Source organism: Xanthomonas sp. WCS2018Noco2-27, assembly GCF_031843525.1.
Classification (GTDB): Bacteria; Pseudomonadota; Gammaproteobacteria; order Xanthomonadales; family Xanthomonadaceae; genus Xanthomonas.
Map to the genome: position 1 here is coordinate 134,185 of NZ_JAVTIK010000008.1, position 21,542 is coordinate 155,726.

At 64.1% G+C, this 21,542-nt stretch carries 19 protein-coding genes; 15 read left to right on the forward strand and 4 right to left on the reverse strand.

Annotation, left to right across the window (positions count from 1 at the left end; genetic code table 11):
• Positions 1–144: 144 nt before the first annotated feature.
• Positions 145–1,206 carry a lipid A deacylase LpxR family protein gene (locus RQH86_RS14470; RefSeq protein ID WP_311238978.1) on the reverse strand — a complete coding sequence of 354 codons (1,062 nt, stop codon included), beginning with the start codon at positions 1,204–1,206 and terminating at the stop codon, positions 145–147.
• 304 nt (positions 1,207–1,510) lie between these two features.
• On the opposite strand from RQH86_RS14470, the gene RQH86_RS14475 reads away from it, so the two are divergent.
• The 5 genes from RQH86_RS14475 to RQH86_RS14495 all read left to right on the forward strand — a co-directional run bounded on the left by RQH86_RS14475 (position 1,511) and on the right by RQH86_RS14495 (position 7,279).
• Complete coding sequence (locus RQH86_RS14475) at positions 1,511–2,500, forward strand: CsgG/HfaB family protein (RefSeq protein ID WP_311238977.1); 990 nt, start codon at positions 1,511–1,513, stop codon at positions 2,498–2,500.
• Between the two features lie 267 nt (positions 2,501–2,767).
• The gene (locus RQH86_RS14480) at positions 2,768–3,046 is read left to right on the forward strand and encodes a YbeD family protein (RefSeq protein WP_055850635.1); all 279 of its coding nucleotides are present in this window, start codon (positions 2,768–2,770) and stop codon (positions 3,044–3,046) included.
• Positions 3,034–3,732 (forward strand): lipoyl(octanoyl) transferase LipB, encoded by a 699-nt coding sequence (gene lipB, locus RQH86_RS14485; protein WP_311238976.1) that lies wholly within the window; start codon positions 3,034–3,036, stop codon positions 3,730–3,732. Before RQH86_RS14480 ends, lipB begins: the two co-directional genes overlap by 13 nt.
• Before the next feature lie 14 nt (positions 3,733–3,746).
• Entirely contained in the window at positions 3,747–4,760 is a 1,014-nt protein-coding gene (gene lipA, locus RQH86_RS14490) for a lipoyl synthase (RefSeq protein WP_311238975.1), read from the forward strand.
• 359 nt (positions 4,761–5,119) lie between these two features.
• Positions 5,120–7,279, forward strand: a complete 2,160-nt coding sequence (locus RQH86_RS14495; protein ID WP_193552426.1) for a carboxy terminal-processing peptidase — start codon at positions 5,120–5,122, stop codon at positions 7,277–7,279.
• A 185-nt stretch (positions 7,280–7,464) separates the two neighbouring features.
• Here the strand turns inward: RQH86_RS14495 and RQH86_RS14500 are convergent, their stop codons facing one another.
• Positions 7,465–8,208, reverse strand: coding sequence for a sulfite exporter TauE/SafE family protein (locus tag RQH86_RS14500; protein ID WP_311238974.1), 744 nt, complete (start codon positions 8,206–8,208; stop codon positions 7,465–7,467).
• 175 nt (positions 8,209–8,383) lie between these two features.
• Here RQH86_RS14500 and RQH86_RS14505 point away from each other — a divergent pair, with 175 nt between their 5' ends.
• The gene (locus tag RQH86_RS14505; protein ID WP_115512601.1) at positions 8,384–9,268 is read left to right on the forward strand and encodes a LysR substrate-binding domain-containing protein; all 885 of its coding nucleotides are present in this window, start codon (positions 8,384–8,386) and stop codon (positions 9,266–9,268) included.
• Between the two features lie 54 nt (positions 9,269–9,322).
• Here RQH86_RS14505 and RQH86_RS14510 read toward each other — a convergent pair whose 3' ends face one another.
• Positions 9,323–10,189 (reverse strand): endonuclease/exonuclease/phosphatase family protein, encoded by an 867-nt coding sequence (locus RQH86_RS14510; protein WP_311238973.1) that lies wholly within the window; start codon positions 10,187–10,189, stop codon positions 9,323–9,325.
• 167 nt (positions 10,190–10,356) lie between these two features.
• Here RQH86_RS14510 and RQH86_RS14515 point away from each other — a divergent pair, with 167 nt between their 5' ends.
• The 8 genes from RQH86_RS14515 (at position 10,357) to gnd (ending at position 18,939) form a co-directional block, all read left to right on the forward strand.
• Positions 10,357–11,412 (forward strand): bifunctional nicotinamide-nucleotide adenylyltransferase/Nudix hydroxylase, encoded by a 1,056-nt coding sequence (locus RQH86_RS14515; protein ID WP_115512599.1) that lies wholly within the window; start codon positions 10,357–10,359, stop codon positions 11,410–11,412.
• Between the two features lie 125 nt (positions 11,413–11,537).
• Positions 11,538–12,941 (forward strand): nicotinate phosphoribosyltransferase, encoded by a 1,404-nt coding sequence (locus RQH86_RS14520; RefSeq protein ID WP_311238972.1) that lies wholly within the window; start codon positions 11,538–11,540, stop codon positions 12,939–12,941.
• Positions 12,942–12,963: 22 nt separating this feature from the next.
• Entirely contained in the window at positions 12,964–14,064 is a 1,101-nt protein-coding gene (locus RQH86_RS14525; RefSeq protein ID WP_311238971.1) for a hypothetical protein, read from the forward strand.
• Positions 14,057–15,121: a DNA methyltransferase gene (locus tag RQH86_RS14530; protein ID WP_311238970.1), complete on the forward strand. Its 1,065-nt coding sequence runs from the start codon at positions 14,057–14,059 to the stop codon at positions 15,119–15,121. Before RQH86_RS14525 ends, RQH86_RS14530 begins: the two co-directional genes overlap by 8 nt.
• 73 nt (positions 15,122–15,194) lie before the next feature.
• Positions 15,195–15,977, forward strand: coding sequence for a DUF2242 domain-containing protein (locus RQH86_RS14535; protein ID WP_311238969.1), 783 nt, complete (start codon positions 15,195–15,197; stop codon positions 15,975–15,977).
• Between the two features lie 124 nt (positions 15,978–16,101).
• Positions 16,102–16,479, forward strand: coding sequence for a glycine zipper 2TM domain-containing protein (locus RQH86_RS14540; protein WP_055850660.1), 378 nt, complete (start codon positions 16,102–16,104; stop codon positions 16,477–16,479).
• A 93-nt stretch (positions 16,480–16,572) separates the two neighbouring features.
• Positions 16,573–17,976 (forward strand): hypothetical protein, encoded by a 1,404-nt coding sequence (locus RQH86_RS14545; protein WP_236699268.1) that lies wholly within the window; start codon positions 16,573–16,575, stop codon positions 17,974–17,976.
• A gap of 21 nt (positions 17,977–17,997) precedes the next feature.
• On the forward strand, positions 17,998–18,939 hold the full coding sequence (gene gnd, locus RQH86_RS14550; protein WP_115527038.1) for a phosphogluconate dehydrogenase (NAD(+)-dependent, decarboxylating): 942 nt from the start codon (positions 17,998–18,000) through the stop codon (positions 18,937–18,939).
• A gap of 339 nt (positions 18,940–19,278) precedes the next feature.
• On the opposite strand, the gene RQH86_RS14555 is transcribed toward gnd, so the two are convergent.
• On the reverse strand, positions 19,279–20,337 hold the full coding sequence (locus RQH86_RS14555) for an oxidoreductase (protein WP_311238968.1): 1,059 nt from the start codon (positions 20,335–20,337) through the stop codon (positions 19,279–19,281).
• Between the two features lie 149 nt (positions 20,338–20,486).
• Here RQH86_RS14555 and RQH86_RS14560 point away from each other — a divergent pair, with 149 nt between their 5' ends.
• Positions 20,487–20,858 (forward strand): BON domain-containing protein, encoded by a 372-nt coding sequence (locus tag RQH86_RS14560; protein WP_055850667.1) that lies wholly within the window; start codon positions 20,487–20,489, stop codon positions 20,856–20,858.
• The last annotated feature ends 684 nt before the right edge of the window (positions 20,859–21,542 follow it).

A 21,542-nucleotide genomic window follows, 5' to 3' on the forward strand; every position in this document is an offset into this window, starting at 1 on the left:
GCCAGAGCAGGTTCAAATCCCCAGAGGCTCGCTTTAACGAATCCCAACTCCCCAATCCCCGCTCTCGATCAGGCTGCCGACCATCGCAAAGCCCCAGCAGCCCGCTCTAACGAATCCCCAATCCCAACTCCCCAATCCCAGCCCTCAAAGCATCCGACTGATCGTGAAGCTGCCGTACACCGGGGTTTCGCGTTGGGTCTCGAATTCGCGCGTGCGGTGGTAGCGGGCGAGGGCGAACTTCCAGCGGCCGTACATCACGGCCAGGCCGTAGCCGACATCGCCCACGAACGGGCGCTTGTCCACGCTGTGGCTGTTGCGGAAGGTGTTGCCATCCAGGGTGATATCGCGGATCACCCAGCGCGCGTCGGTGGTCACGAACAGATGGCTCGACCAGCCACTGGAACGTCCCAGCCGGCTCGGCGCAGTGTTTTCGCCCGCCGGGCGGGTGGGGGTGCTGCCGAAGTCGTCCGGCAGTTTCCAGCCAAAACGCGCTTCGCCACCGGCGTTCAGATGCGTGGCCATGTTGCCGACCGCCCCGCCCCAGTGCGAGATGAAATCCCAACCGAATCCATCGGCATTGCCGCTGGCATCGGCCGGCCACCGGCGCATACGTTCGTGCACCAGATTGATCAGCGGCTCGTTATGCAGCTGATTGTCCCAACCCTGGAATTTCTCGTCGCCCAGCGCATCGTGGATCGCATCCTGCGCTTCCTCTGCAAAGGCCCACGGGCCGACCACGCCAATCTGCAGCTGCGTGGTCCGCAGGTGCGCATCGTTGCGCGCGTTGTAGCCGAAGCTCGCCAACAGGATGCCCGCATACGGGCGGTCCTCCGGGATCACGTCGCGACGGGTGTAATCGGTCGGCGTAAAGATTGCCTGGCCGATCGAAAACACCATGTTCTGCTGATCGAACTCGCCTGGGTGCAGCCGCTCCAGATAGCTGTTGACCCAGCGCGCGGTGCGCGGCAGGCACGGGTCGCCGGTGTAGTCGACCAGGTTGGGCGAGACCAGCGTCAGCACCGCACCGTTGGAATACCCCTGGTCCTGGTCCTCCCCACCGAACAAATCGTTGTCGACCCGGAAATTGACCGCTGGCGGCGTGCGCCCCAGTCGGCTGGAATCGCACTGATCCGCAGCGATGGCCGGCATCGACAGCCCGGTGAGAGAGAGCAGCAAGGCAGCAGACAACGCGCGCGGTCGGAGCATGGAAGGCCTGGGGGATTAGGAGGGACGGGATGGTGCAAAGGTGCCTGCGCCAGCGGCTGCGCCGCGTGAACGTACCGGTCATGATGCCCCGAGGGCTGCACTTGGGCGACGCTATCCCAGGCAGCGGTCCGTTCTGTCTGACACATGCCGACACTGCGACCTAGTAGCGATGAAAAGCGCGCGCGAATAGCATATGATCCGCCCCCGGGGAAAGAAGCCCCAAGGAACGGCGGCCCTCACAGGCCATTTCATCACCAACGGATCGCGTTCGCCGACGGCAGCGCAGGTGTCAGGGGGAATAAACATGAGCAAGACGATTTCTGTGAGCGCAGCTGTACTGTCCGGCGTGCTGGGCATTGCATTGGCTAGCGTCAGCGCGCCGGCATCGGCCGGCTTCAAGGATGCCTTCAAGGGCAAGGGCACCGCGCAGGACCAACGCAAACAAGGCGTTGCGGAGATCCCGGTGTGCACCAAGCCGCTGGGCAGCCTGTCGGTCATCGAGCCGGAAGACGCAGTCAACTGGTGGACGGGGCAGCAGCTGCCGGCGCCATCCAAGTTGATCAAGGTGTTTGTGAACAAGTCACGCTGCTTCACCCTGGTGGACCGCGGCGCGGGCATGGCTGCATCGCAGCGCGAGCGCGAGATGGCGGCCAGTGGCGATCTGCGTGCGCGTTCCAACATCGGTAAAGGTCAGATCCGCGCGGCCGACTATGTGATGACGCCAGACCTCATTTCGCAGAACAGCAATGCTGGCGGCAGTGCGGTTGCAGGTTTGCTGGGCGGCCTGGTGGGCGGTAATGCAGGCGCTCTGGTGGGAGGGTTGAATTTCACCAAGAAGACTGCTGACGTAGCGCTAACCGTCACTGATGTGCGCTCCTCCGAACAGGTCGCCATGGCCGAAGGTAACGCCAAGAAGACCGACATGGGCTGGGGCGGGGCGGGCGGCCTGTTCACTGGCGGCGGTTTAGGCGCGGCTGGCGTTGGCGGTTATGCCAATACCGAAATTGGCCAGGTCATCACGCTGGCGTATCTGCAGGCCTATACCGACATCGTCACCCAGCTAGGCGGGCTGTCCGGCAATGCGGCGGCGTCCAACACCCAGCAGGCGGTCACCGTGACCCGCGCAGGGCGTTTGCTGGCTAACGCCAAGGGCTCCGGCGCAGCAGTGCGTACGTTGGAGCCGGGCATGATGCTGTACCCCACCGGCACCAAGGAAGGCGTCATGTGGGAAGTCGAAGACGAGATGGGGAACCGTGGCTGGGTGTCGTCGGCCATGCTGGAGCTGTCCAAGTAAGCACAGGCCTCGGCCGGATGTGTTCGGCTGTGTCAGAAAGTCAGGCGAGCGTTAAAAATCCAGGTGCGCCGCGCGCGCATCTGGCCTTCCGGCGCAGTCTGATTTAGCGGATGTATCGCTTCGCTGTCGAACGCCATCGTTGAACAACCCCGCCAGTCGCTCACTGTCTGGCGGGACGAGCGGAGCCCGTGCCATGCACGTGGCTCCGCTTATCGTTTCGGGGAACGCACACTTGGGTTTGCCCTCCACCGGCCCGATAATGGGGCGATGGATATCAGCACCGACAACCCCGATCACGGCTTCCAGTTTCCCGGTACCTTTGAGCTCAGCGCCATGGGCGCAGCCGAGCGCGGTCTGGAAACCGAATTGCCACGTCTGCTCGCTGCCACCGGCGTGGAGCTGCTGCAGGAAAGCATCAGCTGGAAGCACTCTTCCAGCGGCAAATACGTCTCGGTCAAGATCGGCTTCCGTGCCGAGAGCCGGGAGCAGTTCGACGCGGCGCATCAGGCACTGCGCGACCACCCGGAAGTGAAGTGGACGCTGTAGCGGCCGAACCTGCGGTGATCGCTGCTTCGATCCCGCCCGCACCGTTGCGCGACCTCGGGCAGCAGGACTATGCGCCGGTGTGGCGTGCAATGCAGCGTTTCACCGATGCGCGCGACGCGCATACCGCAGACGAGGTGTGGGTGGTCGAACATGCGCCAGTGTTCACGCTGGGCCAGGCCGGCAAGCCGGAGCATGTGCTGGCGCCCGGCGACATTCCAGTGCTGCAGGTGGATCGTGGCGGTCAGGTGACCTATCACGGCCCAGGCCAGCTGGTGGTCTACCCGCTGCTGGATCTGCGCCGGCTCAAGATTGGCGTGCGCGATTACGTGTGCAAGATCGAGCAGGCACTGATCGACACGCTGGACGAGTGGAATATCGTGGCCGAACGCCGCGATGGCGCGCCGGGCGTGTACGTCGGTGGCGCCAAGATTGCCGCGCTTGGTATCCGGGTGCGGCGCGGCTGCACCTTCCATGGGTTGTCGTTCAACGTGGCCATGGACCTGGAGCCGTTCCACCGCATCAACCCGTGCGGGTACGAGGGCCTGCAGGTGACCTCGGTGCTAGACTTGGGCGGCCCCTCCGGGATGAACGCCGTCAAGGCAGTGCTGCTCGATCAGCTGGCCCGCCAGTTCGGCCTGACGCTGCACCCCGCCTCCGCAATGCCCGACCTTTCGCTTCCGGCCTGAGCGCCCGTACCGTCATGACCCAGCCTATCGCCCGTTCCATCCCCTTGCAGGTCGTCTCCGGCGACACCGCCGCGCCTGCGCCGCTGCAGACCGGCGTCAAGCAGATCGGTGGCGACAAGATCAACCGCTCGCCGGTGCAGTTTGTGGATGCGCCGGTACTGCGCAAACCGTCGTGGATCCGCGTGCGGATTCCGTCCGGCAACGCGGTGCAGAACCTCAAGGCCAAGTTGCGCGAAAATCGTCTGGTCACGGTGTGCGAAGAGGCCAGCTGCCCGAACATCCACGAGTGCTTCAGTCATGGCACCGCGACCTTCATGATTCTGGGCGAGGTGTGCACGCGGCGGTGCTCGTTCTGCGACGTGGCGCACGGCCGGCCCAAGCCGCCGGACGCCAGCGAGCCGGCAAGCCTGGCCACCACGGTGGCCGATATGGGCCTGAAGTATGTGGTGGTGACCAGCGTTGACCGCGACGATCTGCGCGACGGCGGTGCCCAGCATTTTGTGGACTGCATCACGGCCATCCGGGCCAGTTCGCCCAAGACCCGTATCGAGATCCTGACCCCGGATTTCCGCGGCAAGGGCCGCATGGACCGTGCGCTGGAAATTCTGGCGCTGAGCCCGCCGGACGTGTTCAACCACAACATCGAAACCGTGCCGGACCTGTATCCGAACGTGCGCCCCGGCGCGGATTACCAGTGGTCGCTGACGCTGCTGCAGCGCTTCAAGGCGCAGCATCCGTCCATCGCCACCAAGTCCGGCATCATGCTCGGCCTGGGCGAAACGATGGAGCAGGTGCAGGCCACCTTGCGCGATCTGCGTGCGCACGATGTGGACATGATCACGATCGGTCAGTATCTACAGCCGACCCCGCACCATCACCCGGTAATGCGCTACTGGACGCCGGAGGAATACAAGGCGCTGGAAGAGTACGGCAACGCACTGGGCTTCAGCCACGTGGCCTCCGGCCCGATGGTGCGCTCGTCGTATCACGCCGATCGGCAGGCTGCCGGCGCCGGCGTCGCTGCCTGAGCGACACCGGGCGCTCGACGCGCGCCCGGACAGCGCAGCAGGTGACCGCAGTAGCACCCGAAGCTGCGAAGTCATCAGGGCGCTCGCTTGCGCGGGTGTTGCCTTAGCGGCCCCAGACAACTATTTCATCGCCGGCCCTGTGCATTGCACGGGGCCGTGTCGTTTCCGACTGCGGGGCTGCCAGCGCAAGGTACGGCCGCGTTCACAATCCGATACAGGCCCGGCGCTAGGCTGATTCAGCCAGCGGATGACAACGCCAGCAACTTTGGGCACTGTCATGCTGTCTGATCCGTTCACCGCCTTTCTTTCGTCGGCCTTGTGCCGAGAGCCATTCGATGACCTACAACGTTTCTGCGTCCATGAAGGCCGGCCTGCTGGCGCTGGTGTTGACCACTCCGATGGCCTTGCTCGCACGCGCCGATACAGCGCTGCCGGCCGCCGCCACGCCCGATCAGGCGACGGCGACCAAACTTGTCTACGGCCTGCTGTCCGACAGTCGCTATGCCTACCGTCCGCGGACGCTGGACGAGGGCATGTCCAAGGACGTCTTCAAGCGCTATCTGGAATCGCTGGATGGCGGCAAACAGTTCTTTACCCAGGCCGACATCGACGGCTTCGCGCCGCTGCAGGCCGGCGTGGGCGACGCGCTACGCGGCGGCAACCTGGAGCCGGCGTTCCAGGTGTTTGCGGTCTACAAAAAGCGCGTCGATCAGCGCGTCAAATACGCGCGCGACCTGCTCAAGCAGGACTTCGATTTCAACGGTAGCGACAAGTTCGAGTACGACCGCAAGGACGTGCCTTGGGCGTCGGACGACAAACAGCTGGATGTGCTGTGGCGGCAGTCGGTGATGAACGACTGGCTGCGCCTGAAGCTGGCCGGCAAGAAGCCTGATGAGATCCGAAAGACCCTGGACAAGCGCTACGCCGCGCTCGCCGACTCGGTGAAGCAGCTGACCGGCGAGAATGTGTTCCAGTCCTTCGTCAACGCATACACCAACGCAGTCGACCCGCACACCGATTACTTCACCCCGCGCACTGCCGAGACGTTTAACCAGCAGATGTCGCTGTCGCTGGAAGGCATCGGCGCGCAACTGCAGAAGCAGGACGACATGGTGGTGATCCGCGAGGTGATCCCGGGTGGTCCGGCGGCGGTGGATGGCACGCTCAAGCCGGGCGATCGCATCGTCGGCGTGGGGCAGGCCAAGTCCGGCGCGATCGAAGATGTGATCGGCTGGCGCATCGACGATGTGGTGGCCAAGATCCGCGGCAGCAAGGATACCCAGGTGCGCCTGGAGTACATTCCGGCCGAGTCGGGCATCGACGGCAAGCACCGCATGGTGACCCTGACCCGTCAGAAGGTGCGTCTGGCCGAACAGGCGGCCAAGGGTGAGACGATCACCCTGCCGGCCAAGGGCAGCGAACCGGAACGCCGCATCGGCATCATCAAGCTGCCGGGCTTCTATCAGGATTTCGAAGGCCGCCGCCGTAACGCGACCGATTACGCGTCCGCAACGCGCGACGTCGCCAAGCTGCTGGCTGGCTTCAAGACCGACAAGGTCGACGGCGTGGTGCTGGACCTGCGCAACAACGGTGGCGGTTCGCTGGACGAAGCGATCGAACTCACTGGCCTGTTCATCGAGCAGGGGCCGGTGGTGCAGGTGCGCGAATCCGGTGGCCGCGTCACCGTCAATGGCGACAGCAATCCCAAGGTCGCCTGGGATGGTCCGCTGGGCGTGTTGATCAACCGTGGCTCGGCCTCGGCATCGGAAATCTTTGCCGGTGCGATTCAGGATTACGGTCGCGGCCTGGTGATCGGTGAAACCAGCTTCGGCAAGGGCACCGTGCAGAACATCGTCGATCTGGACCGTTGGCCGGCTGCCGAAGGGCAGCGCTATGGACAGGTCAAGCTGACGATTGCGCAGTTCTTCCGTGTCAGCGGCTCCAGCACGCAGCACAAGGGCGTGGTGCCGGATATCGCGTTCCCGGCCAGCGTGGATGCCACCGAGTTCGGCGAAAGCACCTACGACAACGCCCTGCCCTGGACACGTATCGCTGCCGCACCGCACACCCAGTACGGCAACTTCGCACCGCTGCTGCCCAAGTTGCAGACGCTGCACACTGCGCGCATCGCTACCGACAAGGAGTTCCAGTGGTGGGAAGAGGACGTCAAGCAGTTCCGCGACGAAAAAGCCAAGAAGTACATCTCGTTGAACGAAGCCGAGCGTGTTGCCGAGCGTCAGAAGCAGGACCAGCAGCGCAAGGATCGCCAGCAGGTGCGCAAGCAGCTGGGCTTGCCGCTCGATCCGCTTGCCGATGACAGCGATGACGGCCTGACCGGCAACGAGCGTGACATCGTCAAGGACACGGCACGCGAGAAGGCGGCGGAAAAGCGTCCCGATCCGCTGCTGCACGAATCTGCAGCGATTCTCGCCGATGCGCTGGGCCTGCTCGTGCAGGATCAGCCGCTGTCGGCGCAGGTGCTGCCGCAGTCGACAGCGCCGGGCCGTTGGGCTGACTGATCGTTCGCTGAGCACCTGGCGACAGCATTGGGTTGAAGTAAAAAACGCCACCGCACTGCGGTGGCGTTTTTGTTGGCCGCCCCTTGCATATCGGGCACGGCACCGCAGGCGGGTTTGACAGCTGATCGATTGGCTGGCTGCCGTGCCGGTGTGTCGTGCAACGCGTCATTGCCTCTGACGTAGCTTTACGCCAATGCCTGCCAAACGCCTTGCAGGCCGAGCACCAGCAACGTGGCGAAAAAAAAGCGCCGAAACGTATCGGTGGAAATGCGATTACGCACCCAGGCGCCCAGCCACATGCCGATGGCGGTGGGCAGCAGCGCCAACACCGATGGACCGATCGCCGTGCCGGGAAGCGCGCCGTGCCAGGCAAGGGCACTGGCCAGCGCCAGCGTCGCCACTCCGAAGCACCAGCCAAGAGACCGGATCAACAGCTCGCGCGGCAGTTGCAGTGCGGTGAGGTAGGGCAGCGATGGCAGCACGAACACCCCGGTGGCGCCACTCAACAAACCGGTGGATAGTCCGGCCAACGGTCCTGCCCAGCGCTCGTGATGCGCCTGCATCGTCCAGTGTCGGCGCGCCAGCCCAAGCAAGGCATACAGTGCCAGCAGCACGCCCAACCCGGCGCGGACTAGAGTGGGATCAGCGCCTGTCAGCACTCCCGCGCTCAGCCAGGTGCCGAGTGTCACGGTTGCCAGCAATGGCCACAGACGTCGCAGCAGGGTTGGCGTGTCTGGCCCCCAGGCTTGCTGCACATTCGTCACAAGCGAAGGCAGTGCGAGTAATGCCGCTGCCTCGGCAGGCGTCAGCCAAAGACCCAGCAGCCCCATTGCAACAGTCGGCAAGCCCATCCCGGCCACGCCCTTGACCCAGCCAGCCAGCAAAAAAATGCCTGCGATCAGATACCAGTGGGTGTGCAAGGTCTGCATGCAGGCAAGGATCCGGGTGTGTTTTGCGCCACGCAATGCGTGATTGTTTGATGCAGGCTTCGGTTGAGACGAAGGCTGAGGCATAAGATGCCCACCGTGGAAGGATCAATGGGCTGACCGGCTTCGTCGGCGGCGAGTGCACTTCGATTGACGTACACGTGCTTGGGGAGCGGTCATGCATCTGGAATTTGTGGATTTACGGTTGTTCATTGCGGTGGTCGAGGCGGGCAGCATCACTGCCGGTGCGCAGCGCGCGGCATTGTCGTTGGCGGCTGCCAGCGCACGGATTCGCGCGCTGGAGGTGCAAGTGGGCGCCGCCCTGCTGGAACGCGGGCGCCGCGGTGTCAGCCTGACCCCGGCCGGTGGCGTGTTGCTGCGGCACGCACGGCAATTGCAGCGCCAGACCGAGGCGTTGCAGCTGGAGCTGGGCGGCTACGGGGGCGGCGGGCAGGTGACGCTGCGGCTGGCGGCCAATACTGCGGCGCTGTCGGCATGGCTGCCCGAACGGCTGGCGGAGTTTCTCATCGCACATCCACAGCTGGATCTGGCGCTGACCGAGCAGGGGAGCGACGAGGCGGCCGATGCGGTGCGCGAGGAGCGCGCCGACATCGCCGTGGTCGCAGGCCATGCCGACGTCAGTGGGCTGCAGGTGCTGCCGTTCCGTGAGGATCGGCTGGTGCTGGTGATGGCTGCCACTCATCCACTGGCCGGCGCCTCGACGTTGCGATTAAGCGAACTCGCGGGAATGGACATGCTGGGGCTGGCTGGCGACAGCGCCTTGCAACGGCATCTGCGCGTGCAAATGAACCGGGCCGGCGCGCAGGTGCGCATGCGTGCAAAGGTACAAGGGATCGACGCGTTGTGCCGCATGCTCGCGCAAGGCATGGGCATGGCAATTCTTCCGAACGCCGCAGTGCAGCGCTCATGCGTGCGCGATCAGCTGGGCACGGTGCCCTTGGATGAAGCGTGGGCACCTCGGCAACTTTCGATCGTACTGCCTCACGCGTCTGCGTCGTCGCCCATCCTGCAAGCGCTGGTCGACTGTCTGCAACGCGACTGACCTGCGTACCGTCAGACAGGCCGGCATCGTGACAGTGTCACTTTGCCGGCGCGATCAACGCGGCCAGGCGAATTCGGCCAACACCGGGTAGTGGTCCGACGGCAGGACACCGCCAGGACGCGCGTCCAGCGTGGTGAAGCGTGTCGGTGTCAGACCGCGAAACAGGATCCAGTCGATGCGCCGGGTCGGGCGGGTGCTGAAGTCCTGGAACGTTTTTTCGGGGCCTTGCGGCGTCGCCACGTTGGCGCGTGCGTCCTTAAGCGTTGCGGTGAGCGTGCGGTAGGTGCCCTGATCGGGATCGCTGTTGAAATCGCCGGTCAGTACCACCGGAACATCTGCCGGCAAGCTTGCGATACGCGACAGGATCATGCGCGCACCTTGTTCGCGCGCTGCCTCATCCTGGTCGCGGTGCGGCAGATGGGTGTTCAACAGATAAAAACGGTGCTTGTCGCTGCGGCGCTCGAACAAGGCCCAGGTGACCATGCGCGGCAGGTCGGTGTTCCAGCTGCTGCTGCCGGGCACGTCGGGGGTGTCGGACAGCCAGAAATCGCCCGATTCCACGACCGACAGCGCATGGCTATCGTAGAACACGCCCATATGCTCATCGCTGCCATCGGCGCGGCGGCCCTTGCCGAACCAGCGGTAAGCAGGCAACTGCGACGCCAGATACTGCGCCTGATCCTGCACCAACTCCTGGGTGCCGAAGACATCGGGATGGGTGTGCTTGATCAGCTCGACCATGGCCGTGCGTCGCACCGACCAGCGCTTGTCGCCGTCGGTGTCTACCGGCACACGCACGTTGAACGACATCACCCGCAATGGCGCAGGTGCAGGTGCAGCCCATGCAGATAGCGTCATGCACAGCACGGCGATGACAGCGAGCAATGGCCGAGAGACAGCGCGAAGGGACTGCTGTGGCATGCGATGGATTCCGGAATGGCCAGCAGCCAAGTCTAGTCCGCGTGCATGACATAGTGTGTCGGCGCGCGATTGAACAAACACGCTTGACGTGGCCACCTATCGGCGTAGCATTTGCAGCAAGCCAGCGGAGAGACCGCTGACTGACCACTCAACCGTGAGGGATTCTCATGGCAGCACAGTACGACTATCTTGTGTTTATCGGGCGTTTCGAGCCCTTTCATAACGGCCACGCTGCCGTCGCCCGCCACGCGCTGGGCAAAGCGAACAAGCTCATTGTGTTGATCGGCTCGGCCGACACACCACGCACCATCCGCAACCCCTGGACCGTTGCCGAACGCGCAGTGATGATCGAGTCCGCATTGCCGGGCGAGAGCGAGCGTTTGATCCTGCGTCCGTTGCGCGACCATCTGTACAACGAAAGCCTGTGGATTGCAGAAGTGCAGCGCCAGGTTGCCGAAGTGGTGAAAGCCGATGGTGGCACGCTCGATGCGCGCATCGGCCTGATCGGCATGGACAAGGACGCCAGCAGTTATTACCTGCGCGAGTTTCCGCAGTGGCCGCTGGAAGACGTGCAACATACCGCCACGTTGTCGGCAACCGAGTTACGCCGTTATCTGTTCGAGGCTGGCGACATCGGTTTTCATGGCGGGTTGCTGATGCTGCGCGGCAATGTGCCGGCGCCGGTGTACGAGATGCTGGAAGCGTTCCGGCGCAATTCGCCCAGCTACGCGCAACTGGTGGCGGAATACCGCTTCATCGAGCAGTACCGCGCGGCCTGGAAGGATGCGCCGTATGCACCGACTTTCGTAACCACCGATGCGGTGGTGGTGCATTCCGGGCACGTGCTGCTGGTGCGGCGGCGCGCCGAGCCGGGCAAGGGGTTGTGGGCACTGCCGGGCGGTTTCGTTGCCCAGGAAGAGGGGCTGCTGGACAGCTGCTTGCGCGAGCTGCGCGAGGAAACACGGCTCAAGGTCCCGGTGCCGGTGCTCAAGGGTTCGTTGCGCGGACGCCAGGTCTTCGATCATCCCGAGCGCAGCCTGCGCGGTCGCACCATCACCCATGCATTCCATTTCGAATTTCCGGCCGGTGAGCTGCCCGCGGTGCGCGGTGGCGACGATGCCGACAAGGCGCGCTGGATTCCGATTGCCGAAGTCATGGCGATGGGCCCGCGGCTGTACGAAGACCACCTGCATATTCTTGAATTCTTCCTGGGTCGTGGCTGAGCGCGACGTCATCGCCTGCGTGCCGCTGCCGACCGGCGTCGGTCACGTCGATGCGTCTTGCTTGAATCACGACCTCCCACCGGCGGACAGACCGCTGGTTTTCCCGACGCGAAGGAGCTTCCGTCATGCATTACCTCGATAACCTGCTACTCAATACCGACAGCTACAAGGCTAGCCACTGGCTGCAGTATCCGCCCGGTACCGATGCCTCGTTTTTCTATGTCGAATCGCGCGGCGGCGTGTACGACCAGACCGTGTTCTTCGGTCTGCAGTCGATACTGAAAGAAGCCATCAACCGTCCGGTGACCCACGCCGACATCGACGATGCCAAGGCCTTGCTGGCCGCGCATGGCGAGCCGTTCAACGAAGCGGGCTGGCGCGATATCGTCGACCGCCTTGGCGGGCAGTTGCCGATCCGTATCCGTGCGGTGCCCGAAGGTGCGGTGGTGCCCACGCACAACGTGTTGATGACGATCGAATCCACCGACGCCAAGGCGTTCTGGGTGCCGTCGTATCTGGAAACCTTGTTGCTGCGCGTGTGGTACCCGGTGACGGTGGCCACGGTGAGCTGGCAGGTGAAGCAGATCGTGCGCGATTACCTGGAGCGCACCAGCGACGATCCGGAAGGCCAGTTGCCCTTCAAGCTGCACGACTTTGGCGCGCGCGGTGTGTCCAGTCTTGGCTCGGCAGCCCTCGGTGGCGCCGCGCATCTGGTGAACTTCCTCGGCACCGATACGTTGTCGGCCTTGCTGCTGGCACGCGCGCATTACCACACGCCGGTGGCGGGGTTTTCGATTCCCGCCGCCGAGCACAGCACCATCACCAGTTGGGGCCGCGAGCGCGAGGTGGATGCGTACCGCAACATGCTCAAGCAATTCGCGCACCCGGGTTCCATCGTGGCCGTGGTGTCCGATAGCTACGACATCTATCGCGCCATTCGCGAGCATTGGGGCACCACTTTGCGCGAGGAGATCGTTGCCTCCGGCGCGACGGTGGTGATCCGCCCCGATTCCGGCGACCCGGTGGATGTGGTCGAACAGTGCCTGCTATTGCTGGACGAGGCCTTCGGGCATCAGGTCAATAGCAAGGGCTACAAGGTGCTCAACCATGTGCGCGTGATTCAGGGCGACGGCATCAATCCGCAGTCGTTGCGCGCCATTCTGGAGCGCATCACTGCAGCCGGTTATGCCGCCGACAACGTCGCCTTCGGTATGGGTGGTGCATTGCTGCAGAAGGTGGACCGCGACACGCAGAAGTTTGCGTTGAAGTGCTCGGCAGTGCGTGTAGATGGTCAGTGGATCGACGTCTATAAGGACCCGATCACCGACCAGGGCAAGCAGAGCAAGCGCGGCCGGCTGACTCTGCTGCGCGACCGTCGCGATGGCAGTTACCGCAGTGCGTTGCTCGACGAGGTAGCCGCCAGCACCGACAGCGACGATGCGTTGGTGACGGTGTGGGAAAACGGCGCGATGCAGCAGGAATGGACGTTGCAGCAGGTACGCGAGCGTGCCGATGCCGCCCGGCGCTGACGGGTTGCACGCAGGCATGCCCATGCCCGCTTCCATCGACGCTGTGCCGCTGTTGCCTGCCTCACCACTGTTGGCGCAGTTGCGCGCCACGGCACCCAACCTGCAGCGGCGCGTGCCGCTGCAGGACGACAGCAATCGATGGCATGCGTTGCAGATCGGCGCACGCCGCTATCGGGTTGCATTGCCGATTACGTTGACGCCGTACGCCTCGGTGCGGCCCTGTTCGGCGCGTTGCGGGTTTTGTTCGGAGAATCTGCGGCAGCACGCGGGCGGTCTGGCGGGGTCGATGCTGCGTCCGGGCCCGGACTATTTCGCACAGTTGCGCAGCGCACTGCAGTTGCTGCATGCGGTGCCGTTGTCGTATTCGCTGTCGGGCCTGGAAATGACCGACGACGCGCAGTGGCTGCTGACCTTGCTGCACACCTTGTCGACCACGCCCAATGGCCCGCGCGTCGAGCAGCGCGTGCTGTATAGCAATGGTGCAGGCCTGGCGCGTGCGCACGCTGAGCGTCTGCTCGATGCGCTGGTCGATTTCGGCGTGTCCTGGATCGAGCTGTCGCGTCACCACCCGTTGCAGGCGCATAACAACGCGATCATGCGCTTCCGCGCGGACGAGCCCATCGCCGATGCCACGACGTTCGTGCAGACCGCACGTCGCATTGCTGCACGTCTGCCGGTGCGGCTGGTGTGCATCGTGCAACGGGGCGGGGTGTGTAGCGCCGAGGAGATCGCGCGGTATATCGCGTGGGCGCGCAGCTGCGGCGCAGGTCAGGTGATCTTCCGCGAGTTGTCGCGGTTGGATGATGCGTATCGCAACAACGGCACACTGCGTTACATCGAGCAGCACCGCATTGGTGTGGAGCACCTGCTGGCCGAGTGCATGCAGCAGCCGTGGTGGTCGCGTTGGCAGTTGGACGGCATGACGGAAGGGTATTACTTCTGGAATGTGCGGATGCGCAGCGACGATGGCATGCAAGTGGTGTTCGAAAGCGCCGATTACGCGGCGATGCACGCGCGCCATGCCACCGGCGATGTGTACAAACTGGTGTTCTTCGCCAACGGCCGGCTGTGTGCGGGATGGGACCCGGACGCCGATGTGCTGTGGGACGCAGCAGATGGATGAGTTCGATCAGCGCAGCTGGTGGACGCCGGCACCCGATGATGCGGCCTGGGCATTGCCCGACGATCTGCGTGCGCGCGACCCGCTCAACGGGCGCGACTGTGGTTGGGTCAATCAGATGCGGCCGTTCGTGCGCCACTTCAGCCAGCCGGGCGAGCAGGTGTTCGACCCGTTCTGCGGGTTCGGCAGTACGTTGCTGGCTGCGGCCCTCGAAGGCCGCAACGCACACGGCATGGAGATCGACGATGCGCGTGCGCAGCTGGCACGCACGCGGCTGCAACGGCACGGCGTGGATGCGCCGATCGTGGTCGGCAGCCTGGTGCAGACCGCGCCGGCTGCGCCGATCGATCTGTGCCTGACCAACGTGCCGTATTTCGGTTGCCAGTGGCGCGGTGCGAGGGTGGCTGGGCAGCTATATGCCAGCGCCGACTACGCGGGGTATCTCGCCGGCATGCGCGCGGTGTTTCACGCGTTGCGGCGGCAGTTGCGTCCGGGCGCATTTGGCGTGGCCATGGTCGAGAATGTGCGTGTGGGCGGGCACATGATCCCGCAGGCCTGGGAGTTGGGCCGGATCCTCGGCAGCCTGTTCACCCTGCATGACGAGCGGGTGCTGTGTTACCCGCGTGCTGCCGCTGGATTGGAACATGCAGGCACCGCCAGCAATCGTAGCCACGAATATGCGCTGATCTTTCAGCACTGCCGCGCCCGCTTGGATGTACAGCAGGCGGCGCAGCTGCTGCAGGCCGTGCAGGCGCTTGGCGTGCCGGTGGTGGTGCACGGCAGTTATGCGCGTTGGCTGCAATCGCCTGCGCTGGTGCCGCAAGGCCCGGCGGATCTGGACTTGATGCTGCGCGCCGAGCAGCCGCTGTGGGACCGTCTGACCAGCTGGCTGCAGGTGCAGGGCTTCAGCCTGAGCCTGTGGGGCGAACCCTGTCGCGCGCCAGTGGCGCTGGCGACGGTACGTGCGCATCACTACCTGCGCGCCGAGCGGATCGGTGCCGATGGCAGCCGCCTGCAGGTCGACCTGCAACTGCCAGCGGATGAACCGCCGATGCCCTGAGCCGGCAACACGACGCCGCGCGCACATCGGTTGCAGCTATGCTTTGCCCGGTTTTGGATGCCGGAGTCTTCCCATGTCGTGTACTTCCCTGATCGCGCGCGGCGCGTTGCTTGGCGCGTTGGCAACCTTGGTGGGCTGCGGCGGCAGCAAGGGCGACACCATGCTGATGCGCGAGTCGTTCAATTCCGACGATACGTATTCGCGCAGCGTGGCGGCCAGCTCGCCACAGGCCTGCGAAGCCGCACGGCGCGTGCTGTTGAGTCAGGGCTACGCCGTGACGCGTGCCGATGCCGCGGCGGTGGAAGGCAGTAAGAACTTCCAGCTGAAGGAAGCCGACCAGAGCGAGCAGCTCAATCTACGGATTTCCTGCGCCACGCAGGACGGTGGCAAGGCGCAGATCTTCGTCAGCGCGCTGCAGGATCGATACGCATTGAAGAAGAGCTCCACCTCGGCCAGCGTGGGTGTTGGCGTGCTCGGCTCGTTGTCGTTGCCGGTGGGCAGCAGCGGCGACTCGCTGGTGCGCGTGTCCAGCACCACGGTGCAGGACGCGGCCTTCTACAAGCGCTTTTTCGAACGACTGAACTCCTATCTGCCCAAGGTGACCGAAGCGGCGCCTGCCGCCGCCGCCGCGATGCCTGCGCCGGTACCGGCAGCCCCGCACCCGCCGGCGGCACCAGCCACACTGCCCGCCGCGGCGCCGACACCGGCGGTCAGCGCGCCTGGTGCGCCAACCGCTGCAGCACCGAGCCCAACCACGGTCGAGCAGCCGCCCGTCGCACCGTTGCCGGTCGAAGCGCAGGACCCGCCACCAGCGCCGGCCAACGTGCCGCAGAGTGGACCCGCCACTCAACCGTGACGCGCGATTCACGCACCGCTCCAAAGCCTGAATAGAGGGTTTTGCGCTTCACGTTGTGTTCTCGACCCAGTGGCCAGAGTGCAGCCATGGCTCGCCGAATGGGCGAGAACGATGGAGACGTACGATGAAAATGCGCAATTCCCTGATGGGTATGTCCCTGATCGCTCTGATGGCGACGAGCACCTTCGCGCAAGCGCAGAACTACTCGCAGCACCGTTACACCACGGCAGACGAAGGCCGCAGGTTCAATGACGGTACGCGCGTGCGCTGCAAGAACGTCGAGGTGCAGAAGAATTCCACCGACCCGAATCGCATCGGCGGCACGCTTGCCGGCGCAGCCATCGGCGGTCTGCTTGGTAACCAGGTTGGCGGCGGTAACGGCAAGAAGCTCGCCACCGTGGCAGGCGCGGTTGCCGGTGGCGCGGCAGGCCGCACCATCCAGGGCAACCGCCAGCAAGCTAACGGCAATCGCCAGGTCGAGCGCGTCTGCGAACGTCGCTGAGCGTGATGCAGTGAATGTCATGAGCCCCGGTCCTGCCGGGGCTTTGTTTTGGTCCAGGAGCAGCGCTGTGCTGCCAATCCACTTCTCCGCTCGATGAGTGCATTCCAGGTGCAGAGCAGACGCTGGGCGGTGCGATCCACGCCTGCAGCGCACACACGCGTGCGGCACGTCGCGTGGCGCCGCGTGGCTACGCTGTTCTGTGCAGTGGCGCTGTGCGGTCTGCAGCTGCTGCACGTGGCCGCTGCTGCACCAAGTCAAACGGCCAGCACGGCCGCACCCGATTGCGTGGAAGCGTTATTACGGCGATTGGGTTGGAGCATCAACAGTGCGTCGATCAGTGCGCCAATCATCCAGCGCGGCGCGCCCTGTACGCGGGCCTCGCTTGCGCAGGCGCGCGCAGCGGGCGATCTGCAGATCACATTGCCGGCGGGCTGGGACGCGCAGCAACGCGGCGTAGCGCTGACAGCACTGTTGGACGATTCCGCTACCCAATGCGCCTACGGATTCGACATTGGCGCCGCCACACGGCGCGCCGTCACCCAACTGCAAGACAATCCGCATTACCGGTTTTCTGCGTTGCAACTGGGCTGGATCGGCTTCGGCTGGCGTGGCGCCGCTGCGCAGGGCTGGAGTGGATTCAAGAGCTTTGGCCGCGGCTATCAGCCACGCGGCAGCAATGCGCAGGCGCTGGACGCGTTCTATCGCGGACAGGTGCGTTCCGAATGCGGCGTTGGGCGGCAGGTGGCCCAGCTCGCCACGCAGCGCGAACTGTATGGCGATGCCGGATTCGATCAGGTATTTACGCCGGGCGAACTGTCGATCGGTACATTTTTGACCTTGCACGACACCGACAGCATTCTGCTTGGCGCACACGCCGGCGAATTTTTTGCCGACGGTAAAGCGGTGAAGACCGCGCAACTGGGGCGCCAGGCGTTTGTCGGTGCGCCAGGCTTCATCGCGCATGTGTTCGACAAGGCGTATCTGGACGATATCCATAACCAGGCCGAAAACTTCGTGGTGGTGGATGTCAGCGATGCGGCGGCGCAGGCGTTGGCGCGGCACGGCGGCTTTGCGCATTACGACACGATCAACCGGCAGATTTGGGAACTCTCCAGGCAGCTGCATGGGCCCGGCAAGCGACGGTTCGAGCGGTTGCTGTACGAGCGCGACGCGGCGTTGCGGGCAACGCTTGATCCGCAGCAGCAGGCGCGGCTGCAGGAACTGCAGACGTTGCTGGACGATCCGTTCTACCAAGGCTTTCTGGTGTATGTGCATCCCAAAGGCACCAAGCCGATCGGCTATCACGTCGCGCGCCTGCTCGATCGCAACCCGCGCACCCCATATGCGATCGACCTGACCTTGCACAATCTGCGCACCACCTTGTACTGGCGATGGATCGATTGGCAGCTGCAACAGTGCGGCGCCAGCACCGTCACGGAACAATCCATTGAAAATTCCGCCACGCCGGCGTACGCCCGGCGTGGCACCCTGCACTGATCAGATCATTGAGGAGTGGTTATGGAACTGGGTATGGTGGGTTTGGGCCGCATGGGCGCCAACATGGCCGAGCGTCTGGTGCACGGCGGGCATCGTGTGCACGGCTACGATCCCGGCGATAGCGCGCGTAGCAGCGCACAGGCCAAGGGCATTGTCACTGCCGATGCGTTGGCAGCGCTGGTGTCTGCGCTGCCGAGCCCGCGCGTGGTGTGGCTGATGGTGCCGGCAGGCAAGATCGTCGACGACACGCTGGCACAACTGCTGCCGTTGTTGCAGGCCGGCGACATCGTCATTGATGGCGGCAATTCGTATTACAAGGATTCGCAGCGTCGCGCGGCGCAACTGCAGGAAAGCGGTATTGCATTCGTCGACTGCGGCACCAGCGGTGGCGTCTGGGGCCTGAAAGAAGGCTATAGCCTGATGGTTGGCGGCGAAGAGTCTGCAGTGACCACGCTGCATCCGATCCTGGCCACGCTGGCGCCTGCGGCGGACAAGGGCTGGGGGCGGGTGGGCCCGAGCGGTGCCGGCCACTTCACCAAGATGGTCCACAACGGCATCGAGTACGGAATGATGCAGGCCTACGCCGAAGGCTTCGCCCTGATGCAGCACAAGACCGATTTTGCGCTGGATTTGCACCAGGTCTCGGAGATCTGGCGCGACGGGAGCGTGGTGCGTTCGTGGTTGCTGGACCTGACTGCCGATGCGCTGCAACACAATCCGACCATGTCCGGTATCGCGCCGTTCGTAGCCGACTCGGGCGAAGGCCGCTGGACGGTGGCCGAGGCAATCGACCTGGAAGTGTCTGCACCCATCATCACGTTGTCGCTGATGGAGCGGTTGCGTTCGCGCGACAAGGATTCGTTCACCGACAAATTACTGGCGGCAATGCGCAACCAGTTCGGTGGGCATGCAGTGAAAACCACCGCCGCTGCAGCCCCGGCGATCGGCAGCAAGGACGCGTAAGCGCGTCGCTGACACGGCCGCGGTTGCCGAACGGCGTCGCGGTCGTTGCTCGATTGGAATGCGCTCGATCCGCCTGCGCGTTCTACGCGTGGGCGATGCTGCTCACGATGTGTGTCGCTCGACTCTCAGCGGCCACGGTTTTATTTCGGTCTGCGTGCCTGATGTAGCGCGTGTTCGGCAGCTAAAAGCCATGGCGCGGTGCGCCAACGCGATGCAGCGACGCTGCGCATGCATGCATCATGCGCATGGCACGCCTTTAAGTCGGCAGCGCAAGATGACCAAACGTTGTCATGCATCGGCTGCACGCCTTACGTGCGCAAGCAGCCGATGCCTGCGTCATCAAAGCGTGCGCTTACCATCCAGCCATTGCACCTGTCCGGTTGCAGCGCTGTGCTGTGCCAGTTCCAGCAAGCGCATGAGTTGCACCGCGTCTTCGCCATCGACCGGTGCCGGGCCGGTGCCTGCCAACGCATCGCGGAAGGCGGCATAGCACTGCCGATAATCGCCGGGCAGGTTGTCGGGTTGATGGGTGTGTACGCGGCCCTCTTCGTCCACGCGGGTGAGCGTGCCAGGTAATGGGTCCACGCCCCAGCCAACCGTGCCAGGACGACGCCCGGCCCGCAGCTGGTCTTCCTGCGTGTCCAGGCCGTGCTTGAGATAACTGCCGCGCGTGCCGTGCACGGCAAACCTCAGGCGGTTGTCAGCGACCAACGAGCCAGCATGCAGGATCACGCGCAGCCGCGGGTAATGCAGGGTGACGTGAAAATAATCGTCGCTGCGCGCCTGGCTGCGCTGGCGCTGCAAATCCGCAGCGATCGCCTGCGGTGCGCCGAACAGTTGCAATGCCTGGTCGAGCAGGTGCGGGCCGAGGTCGTACCACAGGCCTGCGCCCGCGATATCGCTTTCGCGCCAGCGGTCGCGGACCTGCGGCCGATAACGGTCGAAGTGCGAATGAAACTCCACCACCTCGCCCAGTTGGCCTTCGTCGATCAGGCGGCGCACGGTCAGAAAGTCTGCGTCCCATCGTCGATTCTGGAACACGCTGATGACGCGGCCGGCTGCCGCGGCAGCGTCGACCATGGCACGCGCCTGCGCGGCATCCAGCGCAAAGGGTTTATCGACCAATACGTGCTTGCCCGCAGCCAGTGCCTGCAATGCGAATGGCGCGTGGGTCTGATTGGGTGTGGCAAGCACGACGGCGTCGAGTGCCGGGTCGGCCAGGGCGCTGTCGAGGTCGGCAACGACGCTGATCTCCGGGAAATCGGCTTGCGCCTGTTGCGGCTTGGACGACACCACGCTGTGCAAGCGCAGGCCCGGCGTGCTGGCGATCAGCGGCGCATGGAAGGTGTGGCCGACATAGCCGTAGCCGACGACGGCCAGATTGAACGGTTTAGCCATTGAAAACGGTTCATCGCAACGAACGAGGGAATCTGCATGGTATTGCACTCACCCGTGTGCGCGGGGTTCACAACCTCTGCATGCAACGGTCACGTGTACGCGACGACTGCCGCCGCAAGCTGCAGCCACATTCAACGGGAGTGATTCGAATGAAGAACATGATGCATGCACGCAAGCTGTTGGCGCTGTCGTTGTCGCTCGGTCTGACCCTGGGTGCTTCGCAGGCATTCGCTGCGCCGCAGGACATGGGCGCGCACAAGGACCACGCCGCCGGCATGAATGAATCCAAGAAGCCGGTCACCGATACCTGGATCACCACCAAGGTCAAGGCCGATCTGCTCGCCACCGATAACGTGTCTGGCACCGACGTCAAGGTCGAGACCAAGAACGGTATCGTGATGTTGACCGGTTCGGTTGCAACCCAGGCCGAGCACGACAAGGCCGTGGCTGTTGCCAAGGGCATCGAAGGCGTCAAGAGCGTCAAGTCGACCGGCCTGAAGGTCGTCGCTGCGAAGATGTAATTGCAGCGGTAGCGAATGCTGGGCCAGCTGCGGCGAGGCAGTTGAACCGAGCACGAGGCGCACTCTACGGAGTGCGCTTTTTTTTGTGCGTGGTTAGGGAGGCCACTTATCGGCGTGCTCGCGTGATCAGTGCTGGAACGGTGGCTTGCTGTGCGGTGCTGGCAGGCGCTGATTCGCTTTACTGCCCAGCATCTGCTCGCTACGTTTTGTTGGCTACTTTGTTGGCGTAGCTTGTCGTCGTTAGATGCTCTGTGTGCCGGTGACGGACATCGACGCTTCGGTCACTGTCAACGGCGACGCATTGATTGGTATCCGATCATGCCGTCGACTTGGGATCATTGCAGCGGACCTTGCCGTCTTCTGATGTGGATGGCGATGCCTTCGGTACTGGCGGGGATCCGTACCTATCGACGCGCGATCGCATCAGGTGAGCGTCTATGCGTGGCAGCGCGCAGGATCGAACGTAGGCATGCAGCTGCTCAGTAGTGGTGTGGTGCGCCCCGTTGGGCTCGCCCAGGGCTCATCGGTCACCACGGCGCCGACAAACGGCGGCCTTCTCGCGCCATTTTCACCTTTGCTGCACTTATGATATGCCCATTCAGCTATGTCACGATGGCGGTGTCATGGGCTGAATCATTCATCTCGCTTGGGGTGTGATCGGAGACAATACCGACGCGTCTTTAG